This is a genomic window from Phytoactinopolyspora alkaliphila (genome assembly GCF_010550695.1).
In the GTDB taxonomy this organism is placed as follows: Bacteria; Actinomycetota; Actinomycetes; order Jiangellales; family Jiangellaceae; genus Phytoactinopolyspora; species Phytoactinopolyspora alkaliphila.
The window spans coordinates 96,789-111,991 of the sequence record NZ_JAAGOB010000010.1; the positions used below are offsets into that span (position 1 = coordinate 96,789).

At 67.2% G+C, this 15,203-nt stretch carries 11 protein-coding genes; 4 read left to right on the plus strand and 7 right to left on the minus strand.

The genetic code is table 11. The features are described 5' to 3' along the window. Positions 1–176: 176 nt before the first annotated feature. From G1H11_RS18110 to G1H11_RS18120, 3 genes are all read left to right on the plus strand, one after another. Positions 177–2,267, plus strand: a complete 2,091-nt coding sequence (locus G1H11_RS18110) for an ATP-binding protein (protein ID WP_163820001.1) — start codon at positions 177–179, stop codon at positions 2,265–2,267. 292 nt (positions 2,268–2,559) lie between these two features. Further along, positions 2,560–3,945, plus strand: a complete 1,386-nt coding sequence (locus tag G1H11_RS18115; protein ID WP_216843896.1) for an FAD-dependent oxidoreductase — start codon at positions 2,560–2,562, stop codon at positions 3,943–3,945. Next, positions 3,942–4,787 (plus strand): alpha/beta fold hydrolase, encoded by an 846-nt coding sequence (locus tag G1H11_RS18120; protein WP_163820002.1) that lies wholly within the window; start codon positions 3,942–3,944, stop codon positions 4,785–4,787. The genes G1H11_RS18115 and G1H11_RS18120 overlap by 4 nt, the downstream gene beginning before the upstream one ends. Before the next feature lie 138 nt (positions 4,788–4,925). On the opposite strand, the gene G1H11_RS18125 is transcribed toward G1H11_RS18120, so the two are convergent. The 4 genes from G1H11_RS18125 to G1H11_RS18140 form a co-directional block, all read right to left on the minus strand. Beyond that, positions 4,926–5,186, minus strand: coding sequence for a WhiB family transcriptional regulator (locus tag G1H11_RS18125; protein WP_163820108.1), 261 nt, complete (start codon positions 5,184–5,186; stop codon positions 4,926–4,928). A 668-nt stretch (positions 5,187–5,854) separates the two neighbouring features. After that, on the minus strand, positions 5,855–8,704 hold the full coding sequence (locus G1H11_RS18130; protein ID WP_163820003.1) for a sigma-70 family RNA polymerase sigma factor: 2,850 nt from the start codon (positions 8,702–8,704) through the stop codon (positions 5,855–5,857). A gap of 31 nt (positions 8,705–8,735) precedes the next feature. Continuing rightward, a complete protein-coding gene (locus tag G1H11_RS18135; protein WP_163820004.1) occupies positions 8,736–9,434 on the minus strand; it encodes a hypothetical protein in 699 nt (232 codons plus the stop codon). Between the two features lie 285 nt (positions 9,435–9,719). Continuing rightward, positions 9,720–10,400: a TetR/AcrR family transcriptional regulator gene (locus G1H11_RS18140; protein WP_163820005.1), complete on the minus strand. Its 681-nt coding sequence runs from the start codon at positions 10,398–10,400 to the stop codon at positions 9,720–9,722. Positions 10,401–10,466: 66 nt separating this feature from the next. Here G1H11_RS18140 and G1H11_RS18145 point away from each other — a divergent pair, with 66 nt between their 5' ends. Next, positions 10,467–12,011, plus strand: a complete 1,545-nt coding sequence (locus G1H11_RS18145; protein WP_163820006.1) for an MFS transporter — start codon at positions 10,467–10,469, stop codon at positions 12,009–12,011. Between the two features lie 31 nt (positions 12,012–12,042). Here G1H11_RS18145 and hisN read toward each other — a convergent pair whose 3' ends face one another. The 3 genes from hisN to aroA are packed head-to-tail and all read right to left on the minus strand — an operon-like array spanning position 12,043 to position 15,185. Next, positions 12,043–12,828 (minus strand): histidinol-phosphatase, encoded by a 786-nt coding sequence (gene hisN / locus G1H11_RS18150; RefSeq protein ID WP_163820007.1) that lies wholly within the window; start codon positions 12,826–12,828, stop codon positions 12,043–12,045. A gap of 48 nt (positions 12,829–12,876) precedes the next feature. Then, positions 12,877–13,893 carry a ribosome small subunit-dependent GTPase A gene (rsgA, locus tag G1H11_RS18155; protein ID WP_216843897.1) on the minus strand — a complete coding sequence of 339 codons (1,017 nt, stop codon included), beginning with the start codon at positions 13,891–13,893 and terminating at the stop codon, positions 12,877–12,879. After that, positions 13,890–15,185 (minus strand): 3-phosphoshikimate 1-carboxyvinyltransferase, encoded by a 1,296-nt coding sequence (gene aroA / locus G1H11_RS18160; RefSeq protein ID WP_163820009.1) that lies wholly within the window; start codon positions 15,183–15,185, stop codon positions 13,890–13,892. Before aroA ends, rsgA begins: the two co-directional genes overlap by 4 nt. Positions 15,186–15,203 lie beyond the last annotated feature (18 nt).

Genomic DNA, 15,203 nt, shown 5'->3' on the forward strand with positions numbered 1-15,203 from the left:
GGCCCGGTTCCACGCCGCGCGGGGCGGGCCCCCGGCCCCGACCAGTTTTTGCTCGGGGGGGGGGGGGGGGGGGGGCCCCCCCCCCCCGCCACAGGTGCAAGGAACGCGCGGCAACTCTTCCGCCGGGCGACCCTACTGGCTAACCTTCTTCTCACCAGGGGAGAAGTGTCATGGGCATGGGGGCCACACAGAGCGCGGGCGCACCGAAGCTGGCCGACAAGTTGCGCCGGAGGAGACAACGCCGGTTCGTCGGCCGCACCGGTGAGATCGAGTTGTTCCGGTCCGTACTCGAGGCCGAGGACCCGGCCTTCGCCGTGCTGTTCGTCCACGGCCCTGGCGGCGTGGGCAAATCAGCTTTGCTCGAGGCCTTCGCGGAGATCTCGACGGCTGCCGGTGCCACGACGATTCGAATCGATGCGCGCACGGTGGGTCCGTCACCAGCGGCGTTCAACGCAGCCCTGGCTGCGTCTCTCGGCGCACCGATCGGCTCGTCGCCGGTGGATGCCCTAGCAGTAGTGGACCGTCCGGTACTGCTGCTCGACACGTACGAGTTGCTCGCCCCGCTGGACGGCTGGCTTCATGACGAACTTCTGCCGGACTTCCCGGCTGCCGCGCGAGTCGTCGTCGCCGGGCGGAACGCTCCATCGGCAGGCTGGACGAGCGGGGCAGGCTGGAGTGACATCGTGCGGTCCATTGCGTTGCGCAATCTGCCGCCCGACGACGCTCGGACGTTCTTGACGCTCAACTCCGTACCCGCGCGTCTGCACGACCGGGCACTAGGCATGACACACGCCCATCCACTGGCGTTGTCGCTGTTGGTGGACGTTCTCAAACAACACGACGCCTTGGTGCCCCTGACACTCAAGGACATGCCTGACGTGGTGCGGGTCCTGCTCGAGTCCTTCGTCGATGGCGTGCCCGGCCCGCAGCACCGCATCGCGCTGGAGGTGTGCGCGCACGCCAGGTTCACCACCGAAGAGCTGCTGCGGGCTGCGCTCGGCAGTGACGGTGCACACGACTTGTTCACCTGGCTGCGGGGTCTGTCGTTCATCGACGAAGCCCCGGAAGGGCTCTATCCGCACGACGTGGCGCGCGACGCGCTCGACGCGGACCTGCGCTGGCGCGATCCGGCGTCCTACGCGGACCTGCACCGCAGGATCCGGCGGCATGTGGTGGACGGCACTCGTTCATCCGTTGGTGATCAGCGGCAGCGCAAGGTCAACGATCTGGTCTTCCTGCACCGAAACAACCCGTCGGTAAGCAGTTTCTGGGAATGGTCGACGCTGGGGCATGCGTACTCCGACGAATACCGGGCCGAGGACCGTGAGCCGATCCTGGCGATGACGCGACGACATCAAGGCGCGGCGCAGGCCGAGCTCGTGGCCAGATGGATGGGCCGCCCTGCCGCTCGTTTCTTTCCCATCCGCATCGGAGGAGGTGCACCGGTCGGCTACGGCGGGATTCTGGCACTGCACGAGGCGACCGAGGCCGACATCGCTGCGGATCCCGGGGCGCGCGCCGTCTGGAGTTACGTGGCGCGGCATGGGCCGCCGCGTCGCGGAGACGAGGTGTACGTGGCGCGGTTCTTCATGGACAGCGTCGCCTACCAGCGGCCGTCGCCCTCTCAGAACGTCATCTCGGCGCTTCATGTGACGCATCTGCTCGCGGCGCAACACCTGGCCTGGGACTTCATCGCGGCATACGAAGACGCTGAGTACTGGGAGCCTCTCTTCGCCTATATCGACTATCACCGCGCACCCGCGGCCGAGTACGAGGTCGGCGGACACAGGTACGGCGTGTTCGCGCATGATTTCCGGCGCCTCGGCGTGGAGAGGTGGCTGGAGATGATGGGTGAACGAGAGATCGGCGCTCCTGTCACGGAGCCCACCGGCACGGCGGAACTCGTCCTCTCTCATCCCGAGTTCGCCGACGCCGTGCGCGCCGCCCTGCGCGACCTGCACCGTCCTGACCGATTGGCGGAGAACCCGCTGCTACGGTCTCGCGTGGTGTGTGATCACAGCGAGGGCGGCGGTATCGCCGTCTTGCGCGAGTTGCTGCACGAAGCCGCTGACACGCTCAGGGCCGATGCCCGCGACGACCGGGCCTACCGCACGGTCGATCGCACATTCCTGCGGCCGGCTGCCACCCAGGAGCGCGCCGCCGAGGTGCTCGGACTGCCCTTCAGCACATATCGCCGCCACCTCGCCCGCGGGGTCGAGGGGATTGCCGCGTGGTTGTGGGAGCGCGAGCTGCACGGCTGGAAGTGAGCAGTGATTGAACATCATCTGACCTGGTAGGTGAGCAGAGCGCCGGCGCAATGTGGCACTGAAACCCAAGCGGTGGAGGTGCTAGAGATGTGGAAGACCGGGACCGGTGGTGGGAGCAGCGGCGTGGGGTTGGTCCTCTGCGCGTGCCCTAACTGTGGCGCGATCGCCGAGGTGACAGCTTCGTGTCTCTTAGGCTCCACACACGGCGGAGTTCAGCACGGTCGAATCCAGTGTGTCAATCGGCACCACTTCGTGACGCCGCTTGAGCGGCTCGTCCGGCTGGAGGGATTCGATGAGACAGATCGGTGATCACGCGGTGGTGCTCGGTGCCGGCGTGGGCGGCTTGCTCGCCGCCAGGGTGTTGGCCGACGCCTACGAGCGCGTAACTCTCGTCGAGCGGGACACGCTCCCGGGGGGAGCCGAGCATCGGCGTGGTGTTCCACAGGCGCGGCACGTGCATGCGCTCCTTCCCAGGGGATCACAGATCCTCGAAGAACTCTTTCCCGGAATCCTTCAGGAGCTGGTGGCAGGTGGCGTGCCGCTGCTCGACAACTTCACTTCGCTGCACTTCTCTGTCGCCGGACACGTCCTTTGTCCCAAACCCGTCGCCGATGAGCCGGTGTATCAACCGAGCCGCCCCTATCTGGAGGCGGCGCTGCGTGCACGGGTGCGCGCCATGCCTGGGTTGGTGTTCGCTGACGGGTGTGACGTGGTGGGCCTGGCCGCCCCAGACGCGCGCGACCGGGTGACCGGCGCACGCGTGATGCGCAGGGCAGACAGCAGTGCTGAGGAGATTCTGCACGCCGACCTGGTGGTCGATGCCATGGGGAGGGGCGCCAGGACACCGGCATGGCTGGAGCGCCTTGGCTATGACCGGGTGCTTGAGGAGCGATTGCCCGTCGGCGTGAAGTACTCCAGCCGGCCGGTCCGGCTTCAGCCTGGTGCGATACCTGAGAAGCAGGTCATCATCGGAGCTCGACCCGGGCGGCCGAGCGGCATGGCCTTGATCGCCAACGAGAACGACTCCTGGATCTTCACCGTGTCAGGCTATGGCGAGCGGTTACCGTCTGACGCCGCCGGGATGGTGGAACACATCGCTGGCTTTGCTCCCCACCACGTCGTCGAAGCGCTGCGGGATGCCGAACCGCTCGGCGAGGTAGTCACGCACCGGTTTCCGGCCGCCCTACGACGGCGCTACGAGAAGATCCGCCGATTCCCAGCTGGGCTCTTGGTCTTCGGTGATGCCATCTGCAGTTTCAATCCCATCTACGGCCAGGGCATGTCCGTAGCCGCCTTGCAGGCATTGGCGCTGCGCGACTGCCTGCGCCGGGGGGAGCGGGACCTGGCGCGCCGTTTCTTCCGCGCCGCCGCCTCGTCTATTGCGGTCGCGTGGCGGCTGGCGACCAGTGCCGATGTCGCCGTGGTGGATGTGAAGAAGGCGCAACCGGTCTCGACCCGCCTGGTGAATGCCTATGTGGGCCGCTTCCAGGCGGCGGCCGAACGTGACACGGACCTGGCTGTGCGGTTCATGCGTGTGAGTGCCTTGCTGGAGCCGCCGTCGCTGCTCTTCCGCCCCACCGCTGTGGCGCGTGTTCTGACCGGCAACTTGCATGGGCGACGACGTGCTCTGGTGGCACGCGGCACTGGCGCTCACGAGGCCGTGGAGGTGACACGATGACCAGCACGACTGTCCGTGAACGGGAACTGAACGTCGAAGGCATTCGTACGGTGTTGCGCGAAGCCGGACCCGTCCAGGATGACGAAGCCGTTGTCTTCATCCACGGCAACCCAGGCTCCGGCGCCGACTGGATCGGCCTGATGGATCGCGTCAGCGGATTCCGACGGGTCGTGGCATGGGATGCGCCTGGATTCGGCAGGTCCGGCAAGCCGGCTGATTTCCCGTACACGGTGGACGGATATGCGTCGTTCATCGCCAAGGCACTGGACAGTCTCGGCGTTGGGCGGGCTCACCTGGTCCTTCATGACTTCGGTGGGCCCTGGGGCCTGCAGTGGGCGGTAGATCACGCCGACAGGTTCGCCAGCGCCGTACTCATCAACACAGGTGTGCTCCTCGGCTACCGGTGGCACCGGCTGGCGAGAGTGTGGCGCACCGCCGTGGCCGGTGAGGCGTTCATGGTCACCGCTACGCGCACAGGCTTTCGGATGCTCATGGGCGTGGGGAATCCCCGGGGCCTTCCCCGCGAGTTCGTCGACCGGATGTACGACGACTTCGACCACGGCACCCGGCGCGCCGTGCTCCGGCTGTATCGCGCTACCGACCTGGCTCGCTGGGCGGATCGTGCCTCGCCTGAGCTAGCGCGGCTGAACCGGCCCGCGCTGGTGGTGTGGGGCACCGCTGATCCGTACATCCCGGCGGCCCAGGCCGGCGCTCAACTGCGCAGCTTCCCGCGGGCGGAGACCCTGCTTATCGACGGCAGCGGGCACTGGCCGTTCATCGACGCTCCCGAACGCGTCGAGCCGGCCGTCGCCGAGTTTCTACAGCGAGTAGCCGCAACCTGAGGTATGCCGGGCACACACGGCACGGTGGTCGGCGTCCATCACGCGCCGTGGTGTGCCCACTGTCCCCGGTGCAGTGGGCACACCACGACGCGCGTGGCCGGACCGTCCTTGTACGAGCGGTCTACGTACTTCGCCGGCTCAGCGGCGAGACCAGCCTCGCTCGCCTTCGGTGAGCCCGCCCCAGATACCGAAGCGTTCCGGCGTCTGCAGTGCGGCGTCACGGCATTGCGGCGCGACCGGGCAGGACTCACAGACGGTCTTCGCGATGGCTTCGCGCTTGCGCAACGTGCCCCCGCGTCCTTCGGGATAGAACAAGTCGGTGTCCATGCCCCGACAAGCCGCGAAGGCTCGCCAGCTGTCCTGCTGGCCGAACCAGTCCATGGCATGCAGCTCGTCCATGGCGATCAATGCGGTCATGTGGCCGTGTCCTCCTTACCGAGACGATCAACACCCCTATGCCCCACTTGACGAGGCCCGGTGTCAGTCATGACGCGGGTTGGCCAAGATTTTCTGAGGTTTTTCTTGCTGACGCGCTGACCAGCGGAAACGCGTTCACGTAACCGTCACGCTAGATGCTGGGTGAGACTGATACCGCTACCGGTCGCGGTGCGCTGCGGCTCCTTTGTCGGCTGGGTTCGGGAGCGCGCCTCGGCGGGCCCGGATCCCGGCGCTGGCGAGGTGCGGATGTGTGTGGGTCGGGCCGTGACTTCTCTGCTGAGGGTTGACTTCTATGCCCAGGATCGCGTGTGCGACCTGGATTCGAAGCTGAAACGCGATTCACGGCAGAGAAGTCAATGCTGGGCATAGAAGTCAACGCTGGGTGCAGCGGTCAGGTCCTATGTCGGTGCGTATTTGGAAGCAGTGCAAGTGTTGACTGGCGTGAGAAAGGTCGCCAGCGTGCAGGCGCGGGGGAACACCACGGTGCAGCCCGGAGGGATCGTCGCGGTGCGGGCGCGGAGGTGGCTCTACGGCGCCTGAAGCCCCAAGATGCTGGCCTCGATCCAGGCGCGACAAAGCCGCCCGACCAGATCTGGCCGCGCGGCAGGTGGTGATGGAACGCCTGGGAACTAAGAGATTTGGAAGAGTTGGTTCCTGTTGTCCGTGGAACGACAATTCCACACGATTACTTCAGTTCCCGCCCTAATTTGTGTGCTGCCACCCTTGACGTCGAGACAACGGCCCACATCCTGGTCTTCATTTGCTTCCGACTTAATTTGCCTACCATGAAGACCTCTCGGTCCGAAATGCCATCGCTGGGAGACATCAGTGCTACAGGGTTTTAGTGCAAGACTCTCTCGACCTTCTTGTTGTCTAGTCAAACAACCAGAACGAGCCCAACGGATAACATATCCGTTGGGCCTTGTGGTATCGGCAAGGTCATGTACGCTGTATATCGACCAGTACGGTGGCGGATCTGCGCAGCTAGCGGGCTTGCTTAGCTCCACTCCGCGAGCGAATTCACCATCATTTTCGTCAGTCTTTCGCACAACGCAATACTTCTCGTTGGTATCGCCCTTTATGGTGATCGCAGAACCTTCAGGTTGGTGGACTCGAAGCTCAGCGGTACTCGTGGTGATACGTCCGGCGGGTGTCTCGAAAATTACCTGGTATTGGGTCTTGTCTTGCTCAAGTTTTGTGACCGGTACTTCAAGGGTCACGCGTGGCTTTCCTTCAGTGCTCTTGACCTCTTGCCACCGGCCATCAGCCTCCCGTTTCTGCCATCTCGCCGTGACCGAGTTGGACGATATCTGAGCTTCGAACTCCGCGGTTGATCCGAGCGAGGCCTCAATCGTCTGGACGTCTTGCGCGAGGTAGTAGACGGTGAGGGAGGCGGCGTTACTGTTGCCTTCACCCACCGAGTTCTTGAACACGGCGCGGTATTCGTAGTCGTGGAGAGACTTGTCGACGCCGGACAGCTCGAGGGTCGCCGTGGTGCCCTGGCTCATGCTTCCCGCTCCGGCGCTCTGCCAGGAGCCGCCGCCCTTACGGCGTTGCCAGGTGACACTGCTGGGAGCGGGATTCGCGCTGGCCGCGGCAGTGAAGGTAACCGACCCGCCCTCGTTGACGGTGGCCGGTTTCGGGCTCGTGATGCGCTCCGGCGCGAACTGAACATTCAGCATGGTCGGATCAGTGGTCTTCGATCCGAACTCGTTGGTCGCGACCGCGCGGTACTGGCGCCCGTTGTCGGTCGATCTCGGCGTGATGGTCAGTGACGACGACGTGGCGCCGGGAACGTCGCTCCACCCCTGTCCGCTGGCGGCGGAGAATGCCCCGCCGGCCCTGGCCGATGTCGACGCCGAGGAAGCCTGGCGGGTCTGCCAAATCACCGACGGAGTGGGGCTGCCAGACACGTTGACCTGGAGGGTCAGGGGCTTGCCGGCCTCGACCGTGCTCGTCTGCGGCGGATTGGTCACCGTCGGCGGGCTTTCGTCGTCGCTGTCGGTCGGAGGTGGGCTGGTCTCCGGGTCCGGTGTGGGATCGTCGGGCTCGTCGGTCTCGTCGTCCGGCGTCTCCCGGGTGTCAGGGGTCTGCGGGTTCTCCGGTGCCCTCGGCTCGGGGTTGCTGACCGGCAAGCGCTGGTCGTCGGGGGGAGCCTGCCCAGGAGCGTAAGGTCCCGGTGCCTGGAGCTCATCAGTGACGGGCTCGCTCGGGTCTGTGGTCGGCTCGTCGGAGGAGTCAGGAGAGCTCGGAGAGCTTGGAGCGTCCGGCGTGCTTTCGGACGACGTCGGATTACCCCCGCTCGGTTCGCTCGTAGCCGCCGGAGGGGCTGCACGGTCCACCGGATCGTCGGACGAGCCGTCGTTCATCATCATGTACGCGCCCGCGACGATCACGCCGGCGGCCACGACGCCTGCCGCCCCGGCAAGCGTCTTGCCGCCCATCCTGGCCAGCCGTCCCGGCGAGAGGACCGACAGCACGCCGCCGGACCCGGACGAGGACGCCGCGGCGGCCCCGCTGGCCGCCGTGGCACCCGTCCCGCCGGTCGACGCGCCGGCGCCTGCCATGGCGCCACCACCTGCCGACGCACCCGCGCCTGCCCCGGCGAACACCGTGGTAGCAGCGACCGATCCGCCGCCCGCGCCTGCCGCCGCTGCGGCTCCGCCTCCGGCCACAGCGGCTCCGGACGCCGCCGCTGCTCCGGCGAATACCGCGCTTCCGGCCACGGCAGGCAGAAGCAGCGCCGGCCACAAGGTGCCACGAAGGTCGGAGACGAGGAGCAGGAGTTCGTCGCGTCGCTCCCGGCAATGCGCACATTCGCTGAGGTGCGTGGTGACCGCGCGCGTGTGTTGTGCCGACAAGGTGCCGCGGACATAGGCGGCGACCTTCGGGGCGTAGGGGCGGCACTCGGCGCGCACATCGGACGAGAGGTTGACGGCAAGATAGGCCTGCCGCAGGCCCTCCCGAGCGCGGTATGCCAGCGCGGCGACGGCGTTCGGGGTGCTGCCCAGGCTCGATGCGAGGGACGCGGGCGAGCGCCCCTCGATCTCGGTGTGCCACAGCACCTGCTGCCAGCGGTCAGGAAGGGTCTCGAACGCTTGCCGGACGAGCTCGCGGTCGGTGGCGCGAGCCATCGGGTCGTCAGTCCGCGGCAGAATCTCGAGGATGGCCTGATCGGTCGGCTGGCCGTCGCGCTGAGAGCTGCGGTGCCGGTCGATGGCGAGCCGCCTGACGACCGTCCGCAGGTAGGGAGTCAGCTCAGTGTCAGGCCCGCCGCCCTCGCGCAGCCGGGTCAGTACCCGGGTGAACGCCTCGGAGACGACGTCCTGGGCCTCGTCACTGTTGTTGGTGACGATCCGTGCCACTCGGGAGGCGTCGTCGTAATGACGGCGGTACAGCTCGTCATATGCGCCCATGTCGCCCTCGCGCGTCTGCGCGATGAGCTGGGCGTCGCTCGGTGCTTCAGCTGGAGTCGTCAACGGTGTAGTCCCTACCTCTTTCGGTCAACCGTCAGTCTAGGGACTCGTGACCGGGATGGTACCGGCCGATCGGCCCAGATTTGTCGCCGACCGTTGATCCGTCCTGAAGTCGTACGATTAGTTCAGTTACACGGGACCGATCTTCTGGTAAAGGGAACAGATTCACGGCTATACCGGATGTCCTGAGTTCTTCCGTTTGGAGTCTTTTATTCAACAGTACTCGCTCAAGCCGGGAGCGAGTATCGTCCGGTACCAGAGCTAAAGAGCAATGTGTGCCGAATTGGCCGAGTGTGGCCTCCGGGCGGACGGCGTCTCGCAGTGCCGAGGCCACCTGGAGGATGTGGGAGATGCGTGTCCACGGGCTGTCCGGCTGTTTCCAGGTAACGGCCAGGAGTATCAGGGCTGCGGTGGCTCCGTCGGTCAACCGGTCCAGTTCGTGTATGCGGCCAATCAGGTATCCGGTGGTGTGCAATCCGGACAATGCGTCTATTCCGGGCGAGCCGCGCTCGGCGGCGACGGCATCCACCCAGCCTTCGGTCACGATATGGCGCGCGTCAGCACGGGAAATAACGCTGCCTCCGTCGTTCTCCAGAAGGTCCCAGAGTGCGTCTATCTCTTCGAGCGTGCACGTCAGATCCGCCGAGTTGGTCACGCTGTCCCATGCGAAGAGGGTCAGGGCTTCAATGACTCTCGTCGGGTCGGTGGACGACTCGGAAAGAGCTTCGAGCACGGCGTCGACTCCTGGTGGTGGTAGTGGGTCGGGCAACGTGGAGTAGTCCCCATGACGATGCGCCAGCCACGACGCGGCAAGCATCGTGGCCGGCGAACCGGTCTGGCGGCACCCCGACACGTGGCGCAAGGTCACCCCCTGTCGTGCCGCTCGCATTCCCCTGTCACCAACCAGAACGGGCTGAAGCCTCGGTTATGACGCGACTGTTCCAAGAAATTGCCGGCGAGCTCGTTTGATCAAGGTCCGAGGTGTCACCCTGCGCCACGAAGGGAGGAAAATCAAGGGCTATGCCCGGATTTCGCCGGTGGCCTGCCTCTGTTGCCCGATCGGTTCCGCGCCGGACTCGTCGTCATGCGCGTTGCCGGATTCGCCGCCAGACTCGATGTCAGGATCAGTGACTGAGGCCACGCCGGCGAGGGCGCGAATGCCCAGGGCTATGTCCTCCCCGGTGGGCGCCTGGTCCGGATCGAGGAGCCACTGGATGATCAATCCGTCGGCCAGCGCCATGGTCACGGCCGCGATCGCGCGTCCGGTCCTGTCGTCGGCAGCGGGGATCATGTCCTTGCTGGCGGCGGTTCCCCGGACGCGCCCATCTTCATAGTGGCGCGCGAGCTCGGAGCGCAGCTCGGGTGAGCGTTCTACCTGGGCCCAGGCCTCGACCTGGGCGATCAGGAGCTGGCGATACCGGGCGAACTCCTTCATGGCGCGGTCCCAGGCTTCGGCTGTGCTGCCCGGTCGGCCTGAAGTCATCTCACGCCCGGTGAGCTGGATGAATTCCTCCGCCATCTCGTCGCTGGCTTCGATGAGCGCGGCGTTGAGCAGCGCTTCTTTCGAGCCGAAGTGGTAGCCGATGGAGGCGAGGTTGGTGTTCGACGCGGCCACGATGTCACGTGCCGTGGTGCGTGCGTACCCCTTCTCGTACAGGCACTTCTTCGCGCCTGCCAGGAGATCTTCACGGTGCCCCATAGCGGCCAACCCTAACTTACACGTGCGTGTTAGACATACGTATAAGACGTTTGTATAGTTCATGTCATGAGTGAAACGACTTCCCCGACCAGAGCGGGCCGGCGCGAATGGCTCGGTCTGGCCGTCCTGACGTTGCCCGCTCTCCTGGCGTCAATGGACCTGTCCGTGCTGTTCATGGCTGCGCCGTGGCTCAGCGCCGATCTCCGCCCCAGCGGCAGCCAGCTGCTGTGGACCATGGACATCTACGGATTCCTCATGGCCGGACTCCTGATCAGCATGGGTACGCTCGGGGACCGGATCGGGCGCCGCAGACTGCTGATCGCCGGTGCGCTCGCCTTCGGTGCGGCCTCGGTGATGGCCGCGTACTCCACCAGTGCGGAGATGCTGATCCTGGCCAGGGCGCTGCTCGGTATCGGTGGCGCGACGCTCGCGCCGTCCACGCTCGCGCTCATCCGGTCGATGTTCCACGACGCGGGCCAGCGCCGGGCGGCGGTGGGTGTGTGGACCGCTTCGTTCAGCGCCGGTTTCCCGCTCGGCGCGATCATCGGCGGCCTGCTGGTAGAGCGGTTCTGGTGGGGTTCGGTCTTTCTGATCAACATTCCTGTCATGGTGCTCCTGCTTGTCCTCGCCCCGGTGGTGGTGCCGGAATCTCGCAATCCCCACGCACGCGGATTCGACCTCCCCGGCGCCGGGCTGTCCATCGCGGCGGTGCTGGCCGTGATCTGGGGCCTGAAGAAGCTGGCGGAGAACGGCTGGCAGGTGACTGCGCTGGCTGCCGTGGTGGCGGGCCTGGTGATCGGCTACGTCTTCGTTCGCCGGCAACGGGTCGGGACGGACCCGCTGATCGACGTCCGGCTGTTCCGCCGCAGCGCCTTCTCCGCATCGATCGGCGCAAATCTGGCCATCGTGCTCGCCTCCGCGGGTCTAGGCATGCTCGTGGTTCAGCACATGCAGCTCGTCCTGGGATACCGGCCGTTCACGGCGGCGCTGTGGATGCTGCCGATGGTGGGGGTCATGATGGCCGGTATCACTCTGAGCACGTTGCTGGTGAGATGGATCCGGCCCGGTGTGATCGTCGGCGCCGGTCTGGCCTTCGGTGCGGTGGGCTTCGGCCTCCTCAGCCGGCTGGCCGCCGACGACTCCATCGCGTTCCTGATGACCGGCTACAGCATCCTTGGCCTCGGCATGGGCCTGGCGATGGCGCTCGCTGTCAACCTGGTGGTCGCCACCGCTCCGCCGGAGAACGCGGGAGCCGCCGCGGCTATCTCGGAGACCGGTTCCGAGTTCGGCGGCGCGCTCGGAATCGCCCTGCTAGGCAGTGTCGCCACCGCCGTGTATCAGAGCGACATGCGTACGGCTCTGCCACCAGGACTGCCGCCGGACACGGCCGACGCCGCCTCCGCGACCCTCGGTGGGGCCGTGGCGGTCGCGGAACGCCTGCCGGATGTCCTGTCGGACGACGTGCTGATCAGCGCCTTCGACGGCTTCACCCGCAGCGTCAACGTCGCGGCGGTGGTCGGCGCGTCACTTCTCGCCGTCGCGGCCGTGGTGGTCACCATCGCGTTGTGGTCGGTGCGGATCGAGGACATGGACCAGCCTCCGCACGCGTGAGGCGTTGTTCGATCAGAAGCCGGTCCGGGAGTCAGCCGGCTGGTTCCAGGGCGGCGAGGACGTCGTCGTGCAGCCGCCCGTTGGTGGCCACGGCGCTGCCGCCGTGAGGGCCGGGTTCGCCGTGGAGTCCGGTGAACCGGCCGCCGGCTTCCTCGACGATGGGCACCAGGGCGGCCATGTCATAGAGGGCCAGCTCCGGCTCCATGGCGATGTCCACCGCGCCGTCAGCCACCAGCATGTAAGACCAGAAGTCGCCGTAGGCGCGGGTACGCCAGCACGCCCGGGTCAGCTCCAGGAACTCCGGCAGCAGACCGTGCTTCTCCCATTCGCTCAGCTCCGAGTAGGACAGCGACGCGTCATCGAGCGTGGCGACGTCGGACACCCGGCATCGAGTCGCCGACGACAGCGAACGCCCGGTCCACGCGCCGGTGCCACGAGCCGCCCACCACCGTCGGTTGAGCGCCGGAGCGGACACGACCCCGGCGACCACCTGGTCCTCGACCATGAGGCCGATCAGGGTGGCCCAGACCGGCACTCCGCGCAGGTAGTTCTTCGTACCGTCGATGGGATCGACGACCCAGCGCCGGGAGCTGTAGCCGTCGGTGCCGAACTCTTCTCCGACGATGCTGTCGCGCGGCCTCGCCCTGGTCAGGGTGCGGCGAATTGCCTCTTCGGTGGCGCGGTCCGCATCCGTGACCGGGGTGAGATCGGCCTTGGTGTCGACCTTGAGGTCGGCGGCCCGGAAGCGGGAGAGTGTCTGGGAGTCGGCATCGTCGGCGAGCACGTGCGCGAAACGGAGGTCGTCGTCATGGGCCACGCCCAGAATGTACAGGCTCGGCGGGGCTCATGGTGATCGCGAGGGGGTTCAGTCGCCGGCTTGTCGTTCGCGGCTGGCCAGCAGCCTGCGGAACGAGTCGATGCGGGCGGGGTCCAGGCGGCCCGCCTCGCGAGCGTCATCGAGCGCGCATTCCGGTTCACCCGCTCCGTGGGTGCAACCCCGCGGGCACTCGTCGGTCTCGGCGGCGAGGTCCGCAAACGCCGTGATGAACGTGCTGGGATCGACGTGCGCCAGTCCGAAGGAGCGGATGCCGGGCGTGTCGATCACCCATCCGCCGTCCGGAAGTCGCAGCGCCACCGCACTCGTGGAGGTGTGCCGGCCGCGGCCGGTGACGACGTTCACCGCGCCGATGGCCCGGTCCGAACCGGGCACGAGAGCGTTCACCAGGGTGGATTTCCCGACGCCGGAATGCCCGACCAGGACGCTGATCTCACCGTTCAGCGCATCGCGCAGCTGAGCGATCCCCTGTTCGTCGTGCGCGCCGGTGACGACGGTGGGCACGTCCAGCGGGGCGTACATGCCGACGAGCTCGGACGGGTCGCCGATGTCGGACTTGGTGACACACAACAGCGGCGTCATCCCCGAATCGAAGGCGGCGACCAGGCACCGGTCGATCAGCCGGGGACGCGGCTCGGGGTCGGCGACCGCGGCGACGATCACCAGATGAGAGGCGTTGGCGACGATCACGCGCTCCACGTCGTCGTCGTCATCGGCCGTCCGGCGCAGCACGGACGTGCGTGGATGCACCCTGACGATGCGGGCCAGTGTGCCGGCGCCTCCGGACACGTCACCCACCAGGCCCACCCGGTCTCCGACGACGACGGCCTTGCGCCCCAGTTCCCTGGCGGTCATGGCGGTGACCACCTGGTCGTCGTCGCCGATGACGCACGTGTACCTGCCGCGGTCGACGGCCACCACCATGCCAGGCACGGCGCCGCTGTGCGCCGGACGGATCTTGCTGCGCGGCCGGGTGCCGCGTCCCGGGCGGACTCGGACGTCACTTTCGTCGTACGACGCGTGAGACCGCCTGGGCCGCGGACTCACGCCACAGGCTCCAACCCGAGCATGCTGGCCCACATGCCGGGGAAGTCGGGCAGCGTCTTCGAGGTGGTGGCGATGTCTTCGACCTGGACGCCGCGGACCGCCAGGCCCAGGACGGCACCCGCCTGGGCCATGCGGTGGTCCGCGTAGCTGTGGAACACGCCGCCCTGCAGCGGCCGGGGGCGGATGACGAGGCCGTCGGCGGTCTCGGTGACGTCGCCGCCCAGGCCGTTGATCTCGGTGGCAAGCGCGGCCAGCCGGTCTGTCTCGTGCCCGCGCAGGTGTGCGATGCCACGCAGGTGGGACGGCGAGTCCGCGAGCGCGGCCAGCGCCGCCAGCACCGGAGTCAGTTCGCCGACGTCATGCAGGTCCGCGTCGATGCCGTGGATGGCCCCGGTCCCGCTCACCGCGAGGACGTCGCCCAGCACGCAGGTGGCGCCCATCTGGGCGAGCAGCTCGCGCAGCGCGTCACCGGGCTGGCTGGTGAACGCCGGCCAGCCGGGTATCCGCACCTCGCCGGCGGTCACGAGCGCCGCGGCCAGGAACGGCGCGGCGTTGGAGAGGTCCGGCTCGATGGTGGTGTCGATCCCCGAGACGGGGCCCGGCTCTACCCGCCACGTGTTGGCCGACGCTGTATCGACCACGACGCCACGTTCCCGCAGCATGTTCACTGTCATCTCGATGTGCGGCATCGACGGGATCGGCTTTCCGACGTGCTGGACGGTGAGGCCGCGGTCATAGCGGGCGCCGGCCAGCATCAAGCCGCTGACGAACTGAGACGACGCCGATGCGTCGATCGTCACCTCGCCCCCGGGAACCCGTCCGTCACCGTGCACGGTGAACGGCAGGCGGCCCGCGTCGCCGGAGGAGTCGTCGATGGAGACGCCGAGATGCCGCAGGGCGTTGATGATGGCGCCCATCGGGCGGACGCGAGCATGCGCGTCGCCGTCGAAGACGACGTCACCCGCGGCCAACGCGGCCACCGGCGGCACGAACCGCATGACGGTGCCGGCAAGGCCGCAATCGACCTTGCCGCCGCCGTCGAACGTGGCCGGTGTGACCCGCCAGCCGTGAGTGTCGTCGTCGATCTCGGCACCGAGCGCTCGCAGAGCGCCGGCCATCAGCCGGGTGTCCCGTGCGATCAGCGGGCGGCCGACCAGGGATGGCGAACTGGCCAGAGCGGCGAGAATCAGCGCTCGGTTGGTCACGGATTTCGAACCGGGCAGCGTGATGGCAGCATCGACCGGTGCAGGTGCGGTCGGCGCAGGCCACAGCGGGGCGGAGGACTCAGTCATCGGTCCTCAGCCTACCGG